General features: G+C 76.1%; 12 protein-coding genes. 4 read left to right on the top strand and 8 right to left on the bottom strand.

Features of this window, described 5'->3' with window-relative positions:
• Positions 1 to 113 precede the first annotated feature (113 nt).
• From IE273_RS00955 to IE273_RS00940, 4 genes are read right to left on the bottom strand one after another with little or no spacing between them, the layout of a single operon-like run.
• Positions 114 to 4037 (bottom strand): SAV_2336 N-terminal domain-related protein, encoded by a 3924-nt coding sequence (locus IE273_RS00955; protein WP_189813197.1) that lies wholly within the window; start codon positions 4035 to 4037, stop codon positions 114 to 116.
• Complete coding sequence (locus IE273_RS00950) at positions 4037 to 5071, bottom strand: AAA family ATPase (RefSeq protein WP_189813196.1); 1035 nt, start codon at positions 5069 to 5071, stop codon at positions 4037 to 4039. The genes IE273_RS00955 and IE273_RS00950 overlap by 1 nt, the downstream gene beginning before the upstream one ends.
• 43 nt (positions 5072 to 5114) lie before the next feature.
• Positions 5115 to 6857, bottom strand: coding sequence for a VMAP-C domain-containing protein (locus IE273_RS00945; RefSeq protein WP_189813195.1), 1743 nt, complete (start codon positions 6855 to 6857; stop codon positions 5115 to 5117).
• Positions 6857 to 7309, bottom strand: coding sequence for a CU044_2847 family protein (locus tag IE273_RS00940; protein WP_189813194.1), 453 nt, complete (start codon positions 7307 to 7309; stop codon positions 6857 to 6859). Before IE273_RS00940 ends, IE273_RS00945 begins: the two co-directional genes overlap by 1 nt.
• A gap of 252 nt (positions 7310 to 7561) precedes the next feature.
• On the opposite strand from IE273_RS00940, the gene IE273_RS00935 reads away from it, so the two are divergent.
• Entirely contained in the window at positions 7562 to 11173 is a 3612-nt protein-coding gene (locus tag IE273_RS00935; protein ID WP_189813193.1) for a S8 family serine peptidase, read from the top strand.
• Here the strand turns inward: IE273_RS00935 and IE273_RS00930 are convergent.
• From IE273_RS00930 to IE273_RS00920, 3 genes are all read right to left on the bottom strand, one after another.
• Positions 11148 to 12548 carry a carboxyl transferase domain-containing protein gene (locus tag IE273_RS00930; protein ID WP_189813192.1) on the bottom strand — a complete coding sequence of 467 codons (1401 nt, stop codon included), beginning with the start codon at positions 12546 to 12548 and terminating at the stop codon, positions 11148 to 11150. The genes IE273_RS00935 and IE273_RS00930 overlap by 26 nt on opposite strands.
• The gene (locus IE273_RS00925; RefSeq protein WP_373309270.1) at positions 12541 to 14025 is read right to left on the bottom strand and encodes an acyl-CoA synthetase; all 1485 of its coding nucleotides are present in this window, start codon (positions 14023 to 14025) and stop codon (positions 12541 to 12543) included. Before IE273_RS00925 ends, IE273_RS00930 begins: the two co-directional genes overlap by 8 nt.
• Before the next feature lie 77 nt (positions 14026 to 14102).
• The gene (locus IE273_RS00920; RefSeq protein WP_189813687.1) at positions 14103 to 15224 is read right to left on the bottom strand and encodes a MerR family transcriptional regulator; all 1122 of its coding nucleotides are present in this window, start codon (positions 15222 to 15224) and stop codon (positions 14103 to 14105) included.
• Positions 15225 to 15369: 145 nt separating this feature from the next.
• Here IE273_RS00920 and IE273_RS00915 point away from each other — a divergent pair, with 145 nt between their 5' ends.
• Positions 15370 to 16278: an ATP-grasp domain-containing protein gene (locus tag IE273_RS00915; RefSeq protein ID WP_189813191.1), complete on the top strand. Its 909-nt coding sequence runs from the start codon at positions 15370 to 15372 to the stop codon at positions 16276 to 16278.
• Positions 16279 to 16294: 16 nt separating this feature from the next.
• Here IE273_RS00915 and IE273_RS00910 read toward each other — a convergent pair whose 3' ends face one another.
• A complete protein-coding gene (locus tag IE273_RS00910; RefSeq protein ID WP_189813190.1) occupies positions 16295 to 16894 on the bottom strand; it encodes a hypothetical protein in 600 nt (199 codons plus the stop codon).
• Positions 16895 to 16990: 96 nt separating this feature from the next.
• On the opposite strand from IE273_RS00910, the gene IE273_RS00905 reads away from it, so the two are divergent.
• A complete protein-coding gene (locus IE273_RS00905; RefSeq protein ID WP_189813189.1) occupies positions 16991 to 17764 on the top strand; it encodes an IclR family transcriptional regulator in 774 nt (257 codons plus the stop codon).
• Complete coding sequence (locus tag IE273_RS00900; protein WP_189813188.1) at positions 17761 to 18606, top strand: SMP-30/gluconolactonase/LRE family protein; 846 nt, start codon at positions 17761 to 17763, stop codon at positions 18604 to 18606. The genes IE273_RS00905 and IE273_RS00900 overlap by 4 nt, the downstream gene beginning before the upstream one ends.
• Positions 18607 to 18747 lie beyond the last annotated feature (141 nt).

Here is an 18747-nt window from a genome sequence, read left to right as displayed (position 1 = left end):
CGGCGGGCTCACTCGAATCCTGCGCGGGCCCGGGAGCGGGCGCCCTTCCTGGGCCGCCGGGCGGGGTGCCGCCGAACGGGCGTAATTTCCGGCCGCCCCGGAGTGTCGGCGGGTCAACGGGCGTGCAGCGCCTCCACCAGCGGTTCGAGGGAGGAGACCGTGACCTCGCTGCCGCCCTCGCGCAGCACGCGCCGGCCGGCGGCGGTGGGCGCGTAGCCGACGAAGCGGAGGCCGAGCTGCTGGGCCGCGGTGAGTTCGGCGACCGAGGAGCTGATCAGCACGCAGGAACGGGCCGGTGTGCCGACGGTGGTCAGGGCGCGCAGCAGACAGTCGGGGTGGGGCGTCAGCAGGCTGAGGTCGGCGCGGCGGCCGTGGATGCCCGCGAGGGGCAGCCGGTAGGGCTCCAGGCAGCGGTGGACGGCCTGGGTGGACACGTCGGTCACCACGCTGACCCGGCGGCCGGACCGGTGCAGGGCGCGGACGAGCGCGAGGGAGCGGTGCGTCGTGGGCGCGTCCGGTACGGCCCGCAGTTCCAGCTCGTCGAGCCGCGCCCGCAGCAGCGGGCCGAGCCCGTCGTGGGCGAAGGCGCGCAGCAGGTCCAGCGGGTGCGTGAACGCCTCCCGGCCCAGGGCGCCCGCGACGGGCAGCGGCCGGCCCGTGAGCGCGTCCTGCGGATCGCGGTGGTCGGCGACGACGGACAGCAGGTCGAGAACGGCCTCCCGGGCCGTCTGCGCCGGGAACAGCCGGGCGAGGGGCCCGTCGAAGCCGACCAGCACCGTCTCGGCGCCCGTGAGGAGCGCCGTCAGCCGCCGGCGGGACGGGACCGGTGGCTCGGCCGCGGGCGCGGGCGCCCACTCGGGGACCAGTTGCACGGCGTACGACACCGTCAGTCCCGGGACCGGCCAGTCGTCCACCCCGGCGTTCACCGCCCGCTGGGCCGCGCCCGCCCGGCGCGGCGGATACCGGCGGGTGACGGGGGCCGCCGCGCCGCGCAGGTGCTCCAGCAGCAGCCCGGAGACACCGGCGGCCTCGGCGCGGACGAACGCCACCGGATCGTCGACCCGCCAGGACAGCTTCACGGCGGCGGTGAACGCGCCCTTGCCGGAACTCGGCAGGGACACGATCCTCCGGGTCTCGTGCGGGGTGAGGTCGACCGTGTAGTACGTCTCCGGACGGGGCGGACGCGTGCCGTAGGGGTGGATCGGGTCGAGCAGCGTCAGCGGGCCGTCGGGCCGCGTGTGGACGACGGCCGTGCGCCCCGGTGTGGGGACGCCCAGCTCGCGCAGGTCGTGCGTGATGAACGGGCCCCGCACCAGATCCCGCTCCCCGGGTTCGGCGGACCCCGGCCCGAGCGGGCAGTACCAGGCGGCCGGCGGGCTGTCCGGGGCGCTGTCGCGGAACAGCGGCCGGAACCGCTGCGAGCGCCGGGCGGCGGAGCTGGCGGCGAAGTCGTCGTACAGGGCGGGCGGTACGACGACCAGCACGTCCGCGGCTTCCTCCGGCGGCCGGACGGGTGGCCGGCCGAACGTCACCCGCAGCCGCGGCGGGTCGCTCAGCCGGGCGAGCGCCTGGGGGAGTTCGCGCAGCACGGCGACGAGGACGGGCAGGAGATAGGCGCCGGGCGCGGTGCGCACCAGGTAGCCGTCCGGGCGGACCTCCGCCTCGTACTGCCGGGGGCCGAGGGAGCCACGCGCGAGGATCTCGTGCACGGTGGCTTCGAGCGTGATGCGGGCTTCCGGGCGGCCGGTGAGTCCGTCGGCCGTGAAGCGGATCTCGGCCCGGTCGGCAGCCGCCCCGGTGGAACCGCCCCGCCGCCCCCGCCCCAGCCGCGCCAGCAGCTCGGCGCCGCGCCGCTGGGCCTCCGGGCTGTCGGAGAGGAGCGCCGCGACGGCCGGGGCCAGCTCCGTCCCGAGCGCGTCGGAGTCGTCGGGGTACAGGGCGCGCGCGATGCCCCCGAGCGCCCGGAGGGCCTTCTCCCGGCTCTCGTGGACCACCGGCGCGGAGTCCAGACAGGTCAGGACCGGCCCGTCCGGGCCGAGCACGACGGCGTGCGTGTCCAGCACACCGCGCGGCCCGTCCTGCGCGTGCAGCGCGAGGACCGCCTCGGCCAGCGGCGGGAGCAGCGCGCGGACCTCCTCGGCGGGCAGGCCGCCCGGAGCTTCCTGGAGGCGCCGGCGCAGGGTGAGGCCGGGGACGAACTCCCGGACCAGGTACGGGGATCCGTCGGCGACGCCGTGGTCGCGGACCGGCGCGATCCCGGGGTGGCGCAGCTCGCCGAGGCGCCGGCCGAGGTCCCGGAAGGCGGCGGGGGACCGTCCCGGCGGATACCGGTGCAGCACGACGAGCGCGTCACCGTCCCGGGTGTCCCGGGCGAGCCAGCCCGCGCGGCCCGTGCCCCCGGCCTGCCGCAGCAGTCGGTACCGCCCCGCGAACGGCTCCCCGGCGCCGTCCGCCGTCAGCCGCCGGACGCTGTCCTCGCTGACCGTGGCGAACGGATCGCCCTCCGTGGCCGTCCCCCTGCCCCGCGCGGCCGGGACCGACGCCCGGAACTCGCCCGGCGCCCGGCCCGCCCTGCGGTCGATGAACTCGCCCATGCGGTCGAGGAGTCCGGTGGTGCGGTGGCGGTCGGTGCGGGGCAGGCCGAGCAGCAGCAGCTCGCGCACGCCGTCCCGGAAGGCGTAGGAGCCGGGCGGACCGTACGGGGCGGTGGTGAGCATCCCGCTGACGATCACCTCGGCCAGGTGCTGGGGGCGCGGATCGGGTTCGACGGCGGCCTGGACCAGGCGCATCACCGGCAGATCGGGGCGGCCCACCGCGAGATGGCCGGCCAGCCGGACCGCCTCCGGGGAGGCGGTCGCCCGGAACCGCAGGACCAGCTCCTCGGCGGACAGCAGCCCGACGTCCGTACGGTCCTCGGCGTCCGCCGGCAGCGGGCGCCCCAGCCGGGCGACCGCGCCCGGGAACCCCCCGCCGCCCGGGGTGGCGAGCAGCCCGGCCCAGTGCCCGAGCCACCGCGGCTCCGGCTCCAGCACGGGGAGCGGGACCGCACCGCCGGTCACGGCGGACTCGGGCGGCTCGTACGGGGTGAACGCGAGCGTCGCCGTGGGGGCGGCGGGGTGCGGGGCCGACAGGGTGCCCGGGGTGGTGGGCAGGGCGGTGTCCCGCCACAGGTGTTCCGGGAGCGGTTGGACGACGGCCAGGGGCGTCCGGCGCGCCCAGCGGTGCAGGGTGGCGAACCAGCGGGTGCCGGCGGGGCCCTCCCGCCACTGCGGGCCCATGCAGTCGCTGATCAGGAGGGTGACGGTACGGCCGTCGGCGGGGGTGTGCGGGGCGGGGCCGCGCACGGTGCCGTCGGCGGCGGCGCGGTGGAGGGCGACCGTGCGGAAGGCGCCCGACTGGGCCAGGACCGTGTGCAGTTCGCGGACCAGGGGCCGCCAGACCGGCATGGTGGGGCCGGCGTCGTGCACCAGGTTCAGGCGCAGCCAGCGCTCCCGTGCGGGACGCAGCACCGGCAGCCACCACGCGGGGTCGGCACCGAGGCGGGCGATGCGGTCGGCGGTCGCCGGCTCGTCCAGCTCCAGGCCCACGGGTGCCTCGATACGCCGTCCCAGGGGGCGCAGCGCGCGTTGCAGCGCGAGCGGGTGGCGCAGCATCGGGGGCGCCGGGGCCAGCAGCGGGGTGTGGGACCGGTCCGCGGCCGGGGCGGGACGGCGGGCGGGCAGGTGCAGGGGGACGCGGGAGGGCGGCTCGGCGGCGGGCTCCGGCCCCCCTGCCGGCTCCCTCGGCGGCGGGGGCGGGGCCGGGGCGTCCCGCTCCGGGCCCCCGGGCCCGGCGGGAGCGGGGGCGGCGGGAACGGCGGGGGCAGGGGCGTCGTCGTGCGCGTCGGGAGTCATCTGCCGGGCCAGCCAGAGCACCTCGGCCAGTTCCAGCGGGGTCGGGCGCACCCCGTGGGCCGCCTCGGCCAGGATGTCGGCCAGGCGGACCAGCGGATCCGGGGAGCGGGGGCGCGGGGCGGCCCCGGAGGACTCAGCGGACATCAGAAGACATCGGACCGCGCGGTCTGTCCCAGGTACGGCATCAGCTGTTCGGCCAGCCGGTCGAGGGAGTCGGCGTCCAGGTCGGCGGAGCGGGCCAGGTAGATCGCGTTGAGGAGCTGGTCCGTGGCCAGGTCGCCGGTGCCCGCCCGGGACAGGAACCGGTCGATCAGGGTGCGCGCGTGGGCGTCGGGTTCGCCCAGGTGGGCGCGGACGATCCCGGCGAGCTGGCGGTCGTCGGGCTGGCGCAGGTGCAGGGTGACGCAGCGGCGCAGGAAGGCGGGCGGGAACTCGCGCTCGCCGTTGCTGGTGAGGACGACGAAGGGGAAGGCCCGGCAGCGGACCCGCCCGCGGGCCACCGGGACCCGCTCGTCGGTGCCGTCGGCCAGCACCTCGGCGACGCCGTCCGGCGCGAGCCGCGCGGCCCGCACCAGCTCGGGGACCTCGTACTGTCCCTCCTCCAGCACGTTCAGCAGGTCGTTGGGCAGGTCCAGGTCACTCTTGTCGATCTCGTCGATGAGCAGCGCGCGGGGCCGGGCGTACGGCAGGAGGGCGGTGCCGAGGGGGCCCAGGCGCAGATGGTGCTCGATGCCCGACCGGTCGTCCGCGCCCTCGGCCCCGCCCTGCCGGGCGGCCTCCTGCCGGGCCGCGTACAGCCGCGAGAGCGGGTCGTACTGGTAGAGGCCGTCGTGGAGCGTGCTGCGGCTGGTGATGTTCCAGCGCAGCACCGGGCCGAGCCGCAGCTCACGGGCGACCGCGTACACGAGCGAGGACTTGCCGGTGCCGGGCGGGCCGGTGACCAGCAGCGGGCGGCGCAGATACAGGGCCGCGTTGACGAGCTGGACCGTCTCCGCCGTGGCCTGGTACGTCTCGGCGCGGTGCGTGCGGTCGGGGGAGACGGCGGAGGCGTCGGCGGACGCGTCCGGCGCCGGGAGCACCGGCCCGCCGTCGAAGTCCCGCCAGGGCGGCGGCGGGGGCAGCTCGGCGATGCCGTCGTGCGGCTCGTTCGTACCGGTGTAGACGGGCCACAGGGGCATGGGCTCTTCTTCTCCGTGGGGGGCGGTTCGGTCGTGCGGTGGGTCAGGCGACGGGCGAGTGCAGGCTCGCGGTGGTCTCGGGGAAGCAGCGCGGGTCGTCCCACAGCAGCTGGAGGTCTCTCGCCCAGTGCCGGTCCGGCTCGTCGGCGGCGTCCGCGGTCAGCCGCAACGACAGGACGTGGCGCGGGAGTTCGGCGGGCGGCACGCCGGCGACCGAGGCGGCGAGCTGGTCGAGGAACGCGGCGCCGGGACAGGGCGGTTCCCCGGGGGCGGTGTCCGTGCGGGACGCCTCCTCGTGCCCGGCGCAGGGGGAGCCGGTGCGCGGCCACAGCAGGACCGGGACGGGCACGGTGAGACCGACCTCGAAGTGCTGCCGTGCCGCCGCGGGCGGGGCCGCGTAGCCCGCCACCCCGGCGTCGCCGTCCCAGAGCCGTTTGCGCAGGCTCGGCGGCCGTTCCCGGGTGCCGCACTCGACCCGGTGCACCTCGATGCCGCCGCCGGAGTCCAGCTTCTGCCACCTCTTGCGCAACTGGTGGCGCAGCCGGCCGCTGTGGTGGCGCGCCCGGTCGGTCACCACGAGGGGGTAGGCGCAGCCGAGCGGCGTGCTGTCGTCCGCGCCGCACTCCCACTGCGCCACCGCCTCGTTGAGCCACTCGCGCGGCAGGACGAACGTCACCAGCTCGTCCGCGTCAGGGGCGAGGTGGGCGACGGCTTCGTCGATGCGGCTCTGGACGTAGGCCCGCACCCCGGTGCGCGGCAGCCGGCGGGCGCCCACCGGCCGGCGCCGGCCGTCGCGGTAGGCGGACACCTCCACGGTCACCTGGTCGGGACCGGCACCGCTGTGATCGATCTCCACGACCACCGGGGACCAGGCGGGAGCCGCCGGCGTGCCGGCCGGGGCCGGGGCGTCCGGGGCAGCCGGGGTCTGTGACACCGCCTCGGGGTCCAGCAGTTCCAGCAGCCGGTCGGCGAACCGGCTCACCGCCTGCGGATCGGGGACCTCCCACTGCACATAGGCGGCGGCGTCCCACAGGGAGGGGAAGCCGCCCGGGGGCAGGGGCGGCCCGAAGACGCCCACCGCGTCCACGTACAGCCGGTTCGGGTCGCCCACCGGGTCGGCGGCGGCCACGGCCCGGCGCAGCAGGGCGTACAGCCGCCGGCGGGCGTCGTCCCGGTGGCCCGGAGTGGGCACCAGTTCGCCCAGCTCCGGCCAGTACCGGGCCAGCACGTCCAGCGGCAGCATCCGGCCCTTGCGCACGTCCGGCGACGACCCCACGGCCGCGGTGACCATGCCCGCCACCCTGCCGTCCGGGAGCGTCGCCGCCGCCCCGCTGAACCCGTCCACGAGCGGTTGCCCGTGCCCCTGCCACGCCACCAGCTCCAGCCACTCCCCGGCGATCAACTGGCCGGAGACGGGCTGGCACTCGGCGAGCGTGCCCTCGTCGTAGCCCTCGGGGAAGCCGTACGCGACCAGCCGGGGGTACGGCTCGGTGTACGCGGCGTCCGGCGGGGCGAAACCGGCCGGGGCGAGCGGGACGTCACGGTCCAGTTCGAGTACGGCGAGATCGCCGGGGTCGGTGACCCCGCCCGCCCAGCCGCCGTGGGCGACGACCGAGGCGGACAGCGCGCCCAGCTCGCGTGCGTGCGGGAAGGTGACGGTCACCGCCGCCCGGTCACTCCACCTGACGACATGGGCGCAGGTCAGCAGCCGGCGGCCGGTGACCAGGAATCCCGCCCCGACCGCGTCGCCGCAGGCGATCCGGGCCTGCCAGGCAGCGCCGCGCATCACCGGTCGGCGGACTCCGGGCCCGGCACGCTCCGGTCGGGCGCGGCCTGGCCGGGCACCGCCGGCGGTGGCGCGTGCTGCGCGGACGCGGCCCACGCGGGCGGGTTCTCCCCCGGGGCGGCCTGGTCCGGCGCCTGCCCGGGGGACCAGCTGAGCTTGACGACCAGGTGGCCCTCCGCCGACCCCTTCGCGATGACGGCACCGGCCTCCGCGGTCAGCCGCACGCCGAACTCGATCTCCACCGCGTCCGGGCGCAGGCTGCCGTCCCGGAAGACCCGCAGCGCGGACGCCGCGGCCGCCCGTACGCCGTCGAGCGCTCCCTCGAAGGTGCGCGCGGCCTGCGCCGGTCCCTCGCCGCGCGAGACGAGGCGGGCTCCCGACCGGGTGCCGGCGGCACCCTCCACCACGACGAGCGCGCCGTCCTCGGTCCTGAACTCCACCAACTCGTCCACGCTGACGCTCGCTCCCCCGTCGTACCGACCAGTGACCACCCCATGTTACGGACGGTGCCGCGGGAGTCACACACGCGGCACCGAGGGGCGGGACACGTTCCGGGGTTGGCGAGAACCCGCCAGGGCGCCTTTCCGTCAGCACCGGTCAACTCTCGTACGACGAGCGGCACATCACACTCGTCCCCAGCACGCGACGCACTCCGCACGGCACGACTCGACGACACGACTCGCCACACACGAGAAGAGGCGTGGATGAGCACAGGACCAGTCAGACGCGGGGCCGCCCTGCTCGCCGCGGGGCTGGTGAGCGCCCTGCTCCCGGCCGGCCCGGCGGTCGCGGCACCGCGTCCCCAGGGCCCCGGCGCGAGCGGCACCACCACCGTCACCCTCGTCACCGGCGACAAGGTGACCGTCACCGACCTCGGGCACGGCAGACAGACGGTCACCGTACGACGGCCCGCGGGCGCCACCGGTGCCGTACGGACACAGCGCGGCGACGGCCACCTCACCGTCGTACCGGACGAGGCGCTGCCGTATCTGCGGGCCGGCACCCTGGACCGGCGGCTGTTCGACGTCAGCGGGCTGATCCGGCAGGGACTCACCGACGCCGAGGCCGACGCCCTGCCGCTGATCGTCACCTACGACAGGAGCGCGCGGACCGCGACCCCGGCCGGTGCCGAGCGGACCCGTGCGCTGCCCAGTCTGCGCGGGGCCGCCGTGGAGGCCGGCAAGGGGCGGGCCTTCTGGCGGTCGTTCACCCGGACGCCCGGCATCGACAAGGTGTGGCTCGACGGGCGCGTGCGGGCCGAACTCGCCGAGAGCAACGCCCAGATCGGCACAGCGGCGGGCTGGGACGCGGGGCTGACCGGCAAGGGCGTCACCGTCGCCGTCCTGGACACCGGAGCCGACCTCGGCCACCCCGACCTCGTGGACCGGGTGAGCGCCACCAAGAGCTTCGTCGACGGACAGGAGGTCGCCGACCGCAACGGCCACGGCACCCACGTCACCTCCACCGTCGGCGGCAGCGGCGCCGCCTCCGACGGCAAGGAGAAGGGAGTGGCGCCGGGCGCGAACCTCGCCGTCGGCAAGGTGCTCGGCGACCAGGGCTCGGGCAGCGAGTCCCAGATCATCGCCGGGATGGAATGGGCGGCACGGGACGTGCACGCCCGGATCGTCTCCATGAGCCTCGGCTCCACCGAGGCGAGCGACGGCACCGACCCCATGGCACAGGCGGTGGACACCCTCTCGAAGGAGACCGGCGCACTGTTCGTCGTCGCCGCCGGCAACACCGGAGCCCCCTCCTCCATCGGCTCACCGGGCGCCGCCGACGCCGCCCTCACCGTCGGCGCCGTCGACTCCGCCGACCAGGCCGCCTGGTTCAGCTCCGCCGGACCCCGGTACGGCGACAACGCCCTCAAACCCGACCTCGCCGCCCCCGGCGTGGACATCCTCGCCGCCCGCTCCGGGCTCACCGGCGGCACCGGCCCCTACACCTCCATGAGCGGTACCTCCATGGCGACCCCGCAGGTCGCGGGCGTCGCGGCGCTGCTCGCCGAGCGGCATCCGGACTGGACCGGCGCGCGGCTGAAGGACGCGCTGATGTCCAGCTCGAAACAGCTCGACGCCTCCGCCTACGCACTGGGCGCGGGCCGGGTGAGCGTGCCGGACGCGGTGCACGCGACGGTCACCGCCACCGGCAGCGCCGACCTCGGCTTCCACGCCTGGCCGTACGAGGCGGACGAGCCGGTCACCCGGACCGTCACCTACACCAACTCCACCGGCACCCCGGTCGACCTGCGGCTGTCGGTGCGGGGAGCCCCGGCCGGCGTCGCCCGCCTCGCCGACGACCGTCTCACCGTGCCCGCCCACGGCACCGCCTCCACCACCGTCACCGGCGACGCCTCCAAGGCACCGGTCGGCGACACCAGCGGGCAGATCGTGGCCACCGACCCGGCCGGCGACACGGTCGCGCACACCGTGTTCGGGCTGGTCAAGGAGGAGGAGCGGTACACGCTCACCGTCCACGTCAAGGACCGCTCGGGCGCGCCCGCCGCCGCCGACCTCACCGTGCAGCGGCTCGCCGAGGGTGTGGACGCCGAGCCCGTCCACGTCGGCGACTCGGGCACGCTCCGGCTGCGCCTGGAACCCGGCACCTACGCCCTCGCCACCTTCCTCGACGTGCCCGGCAGCCACGGCGCCGACTCCCTCGGCCTCGGCTTCCTCACCGCCCCCGAGATCGCCCTCGACCGGGACCGCGACATCACCCTGGACGGCCGCACGCTGCGCGAGGTCCGCGCGGCCGTGGACCGGCGCACCGAGACCCACCAGCTCGTGATGGAGTACGACCGGAAGGCGAACGGAGCCGACCTGTTCGGCGCGGTCCAGGTGCCCCTCACCTACGACAGCGTCTTCGCCGCCCCCACCCCCGAGGTCACGCGGGGCACCTTCGAGTACCGCACCGTATGGCGGCTGGCCAAGCCACGGCTTGAGGTCGAGGGCGTCGCCGAGGCCACCGTCCAGCCGGGCGGCACCCTCACCGCGGGCCGCACGCGACTGCCCCTGGTGGACGTCGGCGACGGGCCCGTCACCGGGGTGTTCGGCAAGGCCGTGCTCGCCCGCCTCGCCCCCGGCGCCGACCCGGCCGCGCTCGCGCGGGCCGCGCAGGACGCGGGTGCCAAGGCCCTGTTCGTCACGGACGACGCGCCCGGCCGGCTGATGGCCTGGTGGGGCACCGACGACAACGCCGACCGGCCCCTGCCGATCGCCACCGTGAACCAGGCGGACGCGGCACGCCTCAGGGCGCTGGGCCGGGCGGACATGACCGGCACCACCGACTCGCCGTACGTGTACGACCTCTCCGAGGGCCACCGCGGAGCCATCCCGGACCGGGACCTCACGTACGCGCCCGGCGCCCGGCAACTGGCCGCCGTGCGCGTCACGTTCCACGCCGCACGGCCGCAGGGCGGCGGCGAGTTCCGGTACTCGATCACCGACACCTTCCCGATCGGCCTCGGCTTCCAGGAGCGCGTCGCCCTGCCCGCCCGGCGCACCGACTACGTCTCCACCGGACCCGGCCAGCTGTGGCACGAGTCCGTCACCGCCGGCGACGGCGCGCTGGAGGAGCGCGGCGGGCTCGTCCGCTACGACGGCGGGACCCGGCCGGCGCTGCACTGGTTCCGGCCGGTGTGGCACCCGTGGCTGGGCACCGGGCTCGGCTGGGGCCAGCAACGGGCCGGGAACCAGATCCAGGTGAACGTGCCCGGCTGGGGCGACTCCGGCCCCGACCACACCGGCTTCGGCGACGTGTGGAGCGAGGACGGCGGGATGCGCCAGACCACCTCCGTCCGGCTCGACGGCACCCTGGTCGACCAGAACACCGGCTCCGCCGCCTACGTCTGGGACGCGCCCGCCGACGAGCACACCTACCAGGTCGTCACCGACACCGCCCTCGACGCCGGCCGGTGGCCGCTCGCCACCCGGGGCCACACCGAGTGGACCTTCCGCTCGGCGGCCACCCCCGGGGACCACTGGACGTACCTGCCGCTGATCAACCTCGCCTACGACCTCGACACCGACCTCGCCGGTGCGGTGCGCGGCGGGCAGCGGGTACCGGTCGCCATCGGCGCCGCGTACGTGGCGCACGCCGCGGGCACCGGCAGGCTCGGCGGCGGCCGGCTGGAGGTGTCGTACGACGACGGCACGACCTGGCGGACGGTTCCCCTGAGCACCGGCCGGGACACCTCCTGGCGCGGCACGCTGACCGTGCCGCGCGGCGCGTCCTCCGTGTCGCTGCGGGCCTCGGCCCGGGACGACAAGGGGGGAGCGGTGACGCAGGAGATCATTCGGGCGGTGGCGGTCCGGTGACGCTCCGGGGCGCGGACGCCGCGACGACGCCCTGGACCACGCCCAGTTCCACCAGGTCCTGGGGGCGGATGCGGAGCTGGTTCGCGGTCGGCCGGACCTCCTCCGGCGGGCGTTTCAGGATGGCGGCCGCCAGTTCCGGCGCGATCACCGAGAAGTAACTGTCCGGGGTGGCCCAGGTGTTGCCGGGCGCGGCCAGTGCGAGGGCGCCGCCGGAGCCGCCCTCGCCGATGACGAGGGCGGTGACGGGCACGCGGGCGGCGGCGACCGCGCCGAACACCTCGGCGACGGCCGCGCCGACGCCCTGCCGCTCGGCCTCCGCGTCGTTCGCGGCGCCCGGGGTGTCCACCAGCGTCAGCACGGGGACGCCGAGCCGGTCCGCCAGCCGGATCAGCCGGGCGGCGGTGCGGTACCCGGCGGGGCGGGTCGCCGTGCCGGTCTGCGCCGCGTAGGCCACGGTACGGCCGTCCCGCTCGCCGAACCCGCACAGCATCCCGCCGGGATCGGTGCCGCCGCACCGGTCACCGCTGATCGGCAGCCGGTCGTCGAAGTAGGCGTCCAGGTAGGCGTGCGCCCGAGGCCGCCCGACCGCCCGCGCCCGCTCGACAGCCTCCCACCCGCTCCCGCTCACCCCGTCCCGGCCCAGCGCACCCGGCACGGGGGCGGCGGCCGGCGTGACACCCGGCGTGCCCCCCGCCCCGTGCCCGGCCAGCAGTCGCAGCCACCGGCCCAGCACCCCCTTCAGTTCCGCCGGCGTCACGATCGCGTCCGCCGAGCCCGCCGCGAGCTGGGACTCCGCCGTGTACGCGGCCGGGTCGGCGTCCGGCGGGCGGACCCGGGAGCCGGCGAAGCCGACCTGGGCGCCGGGGAGCGCCAGGACGATGTCCGCGCCCGCGCCGAGGGTGGCCCAGCCGCCGCCGGTCGTCGGGTCCCGCAGGACCGCGATCTGCGGCAGCCCCGCCTCGCGGGTGAGCGCGGACTGCCGGGCCACCCGCTGGAGTTGGGTGAGCGCGAGCATGCCCTCCTGCATCCGGCTGCCCCCGGTCGCGATCAACGGCACGACGGGCAGCCGGTGTTCGCGGGCACGGGTGTACGCCGCCTCCAGCAGATCCCCGGTGCGCTCGCCCAGCGAGCCGCCCAGGAAGCCGAACTCGAAGGCGATCAGCACGGCCCGGGTGCCCTCGACGCGCGCGGTGCCGCAGACGACCGACTCCTGCTCGCCGGTGTGTGCGGCGGCACGGGCGCGGGAGGCGTCGTAGCCCTGCCAGCCGAGGGGCCCGTCCGGCGGCGACTTTCTGGGGGGCGCGGCGAATTCGCGGAAACTGTCCGCGTCCGCGACCAGCGCCACCGTCTCCCGTGCCGTAAGCCGCTCAGGCATCGGCCAGGGCCCGCTTCATGATCTTCCCCATGTCGTTGCGCGGGAGCGCCTGGAGGTAGCGGACGACCCGGGGGCGCTTGTGCGGGGCCAGCCGCCGGGCCACGTGGTCCGCCAACTCCTCGACTCCCGGCGGACTCGCCGCGTCCGCCGGGACGATCCAGGCCACGATCCGCTCGCCCAGGTCGGCGTCCGGCTCCCCGGTGACCGCCGCCTCCCGCACCCCCGGGTGCTCCAGCAGCGCGTTCTCGATCTCACCGGCCCCGATCTTGTACCCTCCGCTCTTGATCAGATCGGTGGCCTTGCGGCCGACGATGCGGACGTAGCCGTCGCTCTCGCGCACGGCCATGTCCCCGGTGCGGAACCAGCCGTCGGCGGTGAACGCGGCGGCGGTGGCGTCGGGCCGGTTCAGGTACTCGGTGAACAGGTTCGGCCCGCGCACCTGGATCTCCCCGACGCTCTCCCCGTCGTACGCGGTGATCTCCGTGCCGTCCTCCTCCACCAGTCGCAGCTCCACGCCCGGCAGCGGCACCCCGACCGTCCCGGCCCGGGCCTCACCGTCGGCCCGCACGCTCGTGTTCATGAGGGTCTCGGTCATGCCGTACCGCTCGATCACCCGGCGTCCGGTCGCCGCCGCGATCCGCTCGTGGTCGTGGACCGGCAGCGCGGCCGAGCCCGAGACCAGCAGCCGGGCCCCGGCGAGCGCCTCGGCCAGCTCCGGGTCGCCGGGCAGCGCCTCGGCGATCCGGTGGTACATCGTCGGCACCCCGAACATCATGGTCGCGCCGGCCCGCAACTCCCGGGCCACGCCCTCGGGGGAGAACCGCCCCAGGTGCCGCACCGAGCCGCCGCGCCGCAGCGGGCCCAGGACACCCAGCACCAGCCCGTGCACGTGGAACAGCGGCAGCCCGTGCACCAGCACGTCGTCGCCGGTCCACCGCCAGGCGTCGGCGAGCGCGTCCAGGGTGGTGGCCAGGGCCCGGCGGGGGAGGACCGCGCCCTTGGGCGGGCCGGTGGTGCCGGAGGTGTAGACGACCAGCGCCGGGTCGCCGTCCGAGGCCCGCTCGGGCGGGACGGCACCGGTGGCGGACGCGTCGACGTCGATCCGCACCAAGTCGCCGAACACGGACGGCAGTTCCGTGCCGGGCGCGGCGAGCACGAGCGACGGCGCGCTGTCGGACAGGATGTGCGCCAGCTCCTTCTCGCCCGACTTCGGGTTGAGCGGCACCGCCGCCACCCCGGCGAGCAGCGCGCCGGTCACCGCGACGGCGGTCTCCAGCTCCGCGGTGGCCCACACGGCGACCCGGCCGGAGCCCTCGATCCGTGCGGCGAGGGCACCGGCGGCGCCCGCCAGGCCGCCGTACGTCAGGGTCCGTGGTCCGAACCGCAGGGCGACCCTCTCCCGGACTTCGTCCGGGGGAACCCCCATCTCCCTGCGCTCACCTGGACCGTCCGTCAGAGCGGGAAAGAGCGAGGACACGCGGCGCACTCCTTACTGTCGGGCGGTGCCGACTGCACTGTCGGCGGTGCCGACTGCCGGGGACGACAGCACCCTTCCTACACCAGGACCCGTGCCGCACCGCCGGTTCCAGCCGACGCGGGCGGGCGGGCGGCCTCCACCACATCGGCGACGACACAGCTGACGTTGTCCGGACCGCCCGCCGCGTTGGCGGCGCCGATCAGGGACCGTACGACGGCCTCCGGGTCGGACCCGGCGGTCAGCAGCTCCTTGATCAGCGCGTCGGGAACGACCCGGGTCAGCCCGTCCGAGCACACCAGGTACCGGTCCCCGTCCCGGGCCTCCCGCACCCGCAGGTCCGGCACCGACGGCGCACCGGAGGTCCCCAGCGCCTTCAGCAGCAAGGCCCGCTGCGGATGGCTCTCGGCCTCCTCCTGCGACAGCCGTCCCTCGTCGATCAGCGACTGGACCACGCTGTGGTCGTGGGTGATGCGGAACAGCCCGCCGTCCCGCAGCAGATACGCCCGTGAGTCCCCGATGTGCACCAGGGCCAGCTTCGACCCCGTCCACAGCAGCGCGGTGAGCGTCGTCCCGCTCTCCTCGCCGTCCTCCCCCGCGGCCCTCGCGAGGTCCCGCACGGCCTCGTTCGCCCCGCGCACCGCCTCCTCCAGCAGGTTCAGCACACTGCCCGCGGCCGGTTCCCCGTCCAGGAACCTCAGCGCCGCCACGGCGGCACGGCTCGCGGGCGCCCCCGCCGGGCCGCAGCCGTCGGCGACCGCCAGCAGCCTGCGGCCCGCGTACACCGTGTCCTGGTTGGCCGGGCGGACGTGCCCGCGGTCCGAACGCGCCGCGTAACGCAGTTCCAGCATGGTGGTGTGTCTCCCTCTCGACTCGCCGGTCAGCTCCTCGACGAGGAACGCGGCCAGGTCCCGCCGTACGGCCGTCTCCGCATCCACCCGCGCCCAGTACGCCCGGATCTCCCGGGCCGCGTCCGCCGCGTCCAGGGCGCACACCGCCCGGATCTCCGCCAGGGGCATGCCCAGGCGGCGCAGCCAGGCCACGAGCCGGGCCCGCTCCAGCTGGGCGAGGGCGTAGTAGCGGTACCCGGTGTCCGGGTCGACCCGGGCGGGCGGCAGCAGGTCCAGCTCGTCGTACAGGCGCAGGGCCTTCGGCGACAGCCGACTCGCCTTCGCGAACGCCCCGATGGTCAGCAGTTCCATGCGCACCTCGCGCGTCTCGTCGTCCGCCACCGATGCTGGGGCCTGACCGAAGGGGAAGGTCAACGGGGCTGTCCCGGTTCCCGTGGCGCTTGTTAGCCTCGCAGCCGCACCGACCGCCGAACCCGCGTACGACAGGGAGTCCGCCGTGTCCCGCATAGCCCTCGCCACCTACGACCCCGGAGCCGGACCGAGCAGGGACGCGGACCTGCCGGCGCTGGTGCGGGCGCTCACGGACGCCGGTGCCGGGGCGGAGGCCCGGTACTGGGACGACCCGGCGGTGGACTGGGGCGGGTACGACCTCGTCGTCATCCGCTCGACCTGGGACTACAGCTGGCGGGCCACGGAGTTCGCCGCCTGGGTGGACCGGGTCGGCGCGCTGACCCGGCTCGCCAACCCGGCCCCGGTGGTGCGCTGGAACGCCGACAAGCGGTACCTCGGGGAGCTGGCGGCGGCCGGCGTGCCCACCGTCCCCACCCGCTACCTGGCCCCCGGCGAGCCGGCCGACCTGCCGGCCGGGCACGAGTTCGTGATCAAGCCGACCTCGGGCGCGGGCGCCCGGTTCGCCGCCCGCTACACACCCGCCGAGCACGACACGGCGGTACGGCACCTGGCGCGCATGCACACGGAGGGCTTCACCGCGATGGTGCAGCCGTACATGCCGGGCATCGACGTGCGCGGTGAGCGGGCGTTGCAGTTCTTCGGCGGGCGGCTGCTGCACGCCAGCCGCAAGGGGGCCGTGCTCTCACCCGGCACCCCGTACGACGCCGACAAGGTGGCCCACCCCGATCTGGAGCGCTGGCAGCCCACGGACGCCGAACTCGCCGTCGCCGAGAAGGCGCTGGCGGCCGTGCCCGGTGTGCCCGGACTGCTGTACGCGCGCGTGGACCTGGTGGACGGCGAGGACGGCGGGCCCCGCCTGATGGAACTGGAGCTGGTCGAGCCGAACTTGTTCCTGTGGCTGCACCCGGACTCGCTGCCGCGTGTGACGGAGGCGATCCTCGCGGCGGCCGAGGACGCGGCCCCGGCCGACCCGGCGGTCACCCGTACTCCCTGAAGAACGTGACCTCGGCTCAGGGGAGGACGGCCGTCCGCTGGAGCAGCCCCCAGGTGAACTCGGCGACCACCTGCCGCCGTACGCCGTCGTGGTCGGGCGCGGTGAGGGCGAGCCCCCACCGGGTGGGGGCGGTGCCCTCCAGCGGACGGGCGGGGGCGAAGGCGCGGGCGGCCTCGTCCACCGTGCAGGACCACGGGGTCAGATCCTCCAGCGTGCGCAGCCGTGGCGCCGGCGCACCCGGCGCCCGCACCAGCCATTCGTTCCAGACCCCGCCGTCGGGCCCGACGAGCACCTCGAAGCGCAGGGCGGGCCAGAGCGGCAGGGCCCACCGCCGGGCCTCGCAGTCGACGTCGCCCAGCCGGCGCGGCACCACGGACTCCGGTTCGCCGAGGACGGAGCGGTACCGGGCGGCAGCGCCCCGGGACCGGGGTGAGCGGACCATCGCCTGCCACCGCTTGTTGGCCTCCCGCATGTCCGCGACCGAGGCGCCCAGCCGCCGCCGGGCGTCCTCCACGAGGTCCGGGTTGTGGTCGGCCATGCGGCGCAGCAGGACCAGCTGGAAGTCGAGATCCATGGTGTCCATGGTGCCCGTGAGCACGGGGTCGTTCCCGGCCATTGCCCGCGCCACCCACCATGACTAGCCTGTGTTCGTCATGCCGATCGTCTGTTGAAATCTCGAACGCAGACGCCACACCAAGGGAGGGGGCCGGACGTGGGACGCCTCGTGCCTGCCGTGACCCGGGCTCTCGACATTCTTGAGCTGTTCCTCGACGGGGACGGGACGCTCTCCGCCCCCGACATCGTGCGCAGGCTCCAGCTGCCCCGCACCACCGTGCACGAGCTGGTCACCACGCTCGCCGCCCGGTCGTACATCGTGCAGGTGCCCGGCCAGCCCGGACGGTACCGGCTCGGCGTACGCCCGTACCAGCTCGGCAGCCGCTACGCCGAGCAGCTCGACCTCGCCGCCGAGGGCCAGCAGGTGGCCCGCTCCGTCGCCGAGACCTGCGACGAGACGGTGCACGTCGCCATCCTGGAGGGCACCGACGTCATCTACATCGCCAAGGTCGACTCCACGCACGCGGTCCGCATGGTCTCGGCCGCCGGCCGCCGCCTGCCCGCCCACTGCACCTCCGTCGGCAAGATGCTGCTGGCCTCGCTGCCCGAGCCGGAGCTGACCGCGCGGATCCCCGACGGGACCGCACTGGCCGCGATGACCCCGAACAGCATCACCGACCCGGCCGCCCTGCGCGAGGTCCTCGCGGACATCCGGCAGCGCGGGATCGCCGTGGAGAACCGCGAGTCCAACCCGGACGTCTCCTGCGTGGCCGCGCCGGTCCGCGACCGCGCCGGACAGGTCGTGGCCGCGCTGTCGATCTCCGTCCCGATGATCCGCTGGAGCGACGAGCGCCGGGCCGAGCTGGAGCAACTGGCCGCGAAGGGCGCGGCGGAACTGTCGGAGCGGCTGGGCCACCGGAGCGCGGCATGACGGCGTACGAGGTCGCGGTGCGGGCCGAGGCCACACTCGGCGAGGGACCCACCTGGGACCCGGCGACGGGCCGGCTGGTCTGGCTGGACATCCTGGGCGCGCGGCTGCACACCTACGACCCCTCCTCCGGCCGGCGCACGATCCGTACGGCACCGCAGCACGTCGGCGCGGCCAAGCCCCGGGCGGGCGGCGGCCTGGTGCTCAACCTGCGGGACGGCGTGGGCCTGCTGGACCCCGACGACACGTTCCGCTGGCTGCACCGCGAGCCGGTCGCCGGGCGCCGCGCGAACGACGCGGCGGTGGCGCCCGACGGGTCGTTGTGGGCGGGCACGATGCGGTACGACGAGGCGCCCGGCGGGGGCACGCTGTCCCGGCTGACGGGGGACGGCGCCGTGCGCACGGTCCTGCCGGACGTCACGGTCAGCAACGGCACGGGCTGGAGCCCCGACGGCCGCCTGATGTACTACATCGACAGCCCCACCCGGCGCGTCGACGTCTTCGACCACGACGAGGACGGTATCCGTGATCGCCGCACGCTGGTGGAGATCGAGGAGGGCGCGGGCTTCCCGGACGGGCTGACCGTCGACGCGGAGGGCTGTGTGTGGGTGGCGCTGTGGGACGGGGGAGCGGTCCGCCGCTACACGCCAGCCGGCGAGCTGGACCGGGTGATCACCTTGCCGACCCCCCGCACCACCGCCTGCGCGTTCGGCGGCCCCGCCCTGACCGACCTCTACATCACCACGGCCCGCACCGGCCTGCCGCCTTCCGATCCCCTGTCGGGCTCCCTGCTCGTGGTGCCCGGCGCCGGCAAGGGCCTGCCCCAACCGGCGTTCGAGGGCTGAGCCCACCGACGCGGCTCGGGGTGGGCCGCGCAACCCGGCGCTGACGGGGTGCCGCCGCGCCCACCCGTGCCGCCCCAGCGGCACGACTGCCCGCGGCTACGCCGACAGCAGCGGCCACGGCACCCCACAGCCGACGGAACC

It is taken from the genome of Streptomyces olivaceoviridis (genome assembly GCF_014650115.1).
Lineage (GTDB): Bacteria > Actinomycetota > Actinomycetes > Streptomycetales > Streptomycetaceae > Streptomyces > Streptomyces olivaceoviridis.
The sequence above is the reverse complement of the archived record's forward strand: the minus strand, read 5'-3'. Positions and strand labels throughout refer to the sequence as shown.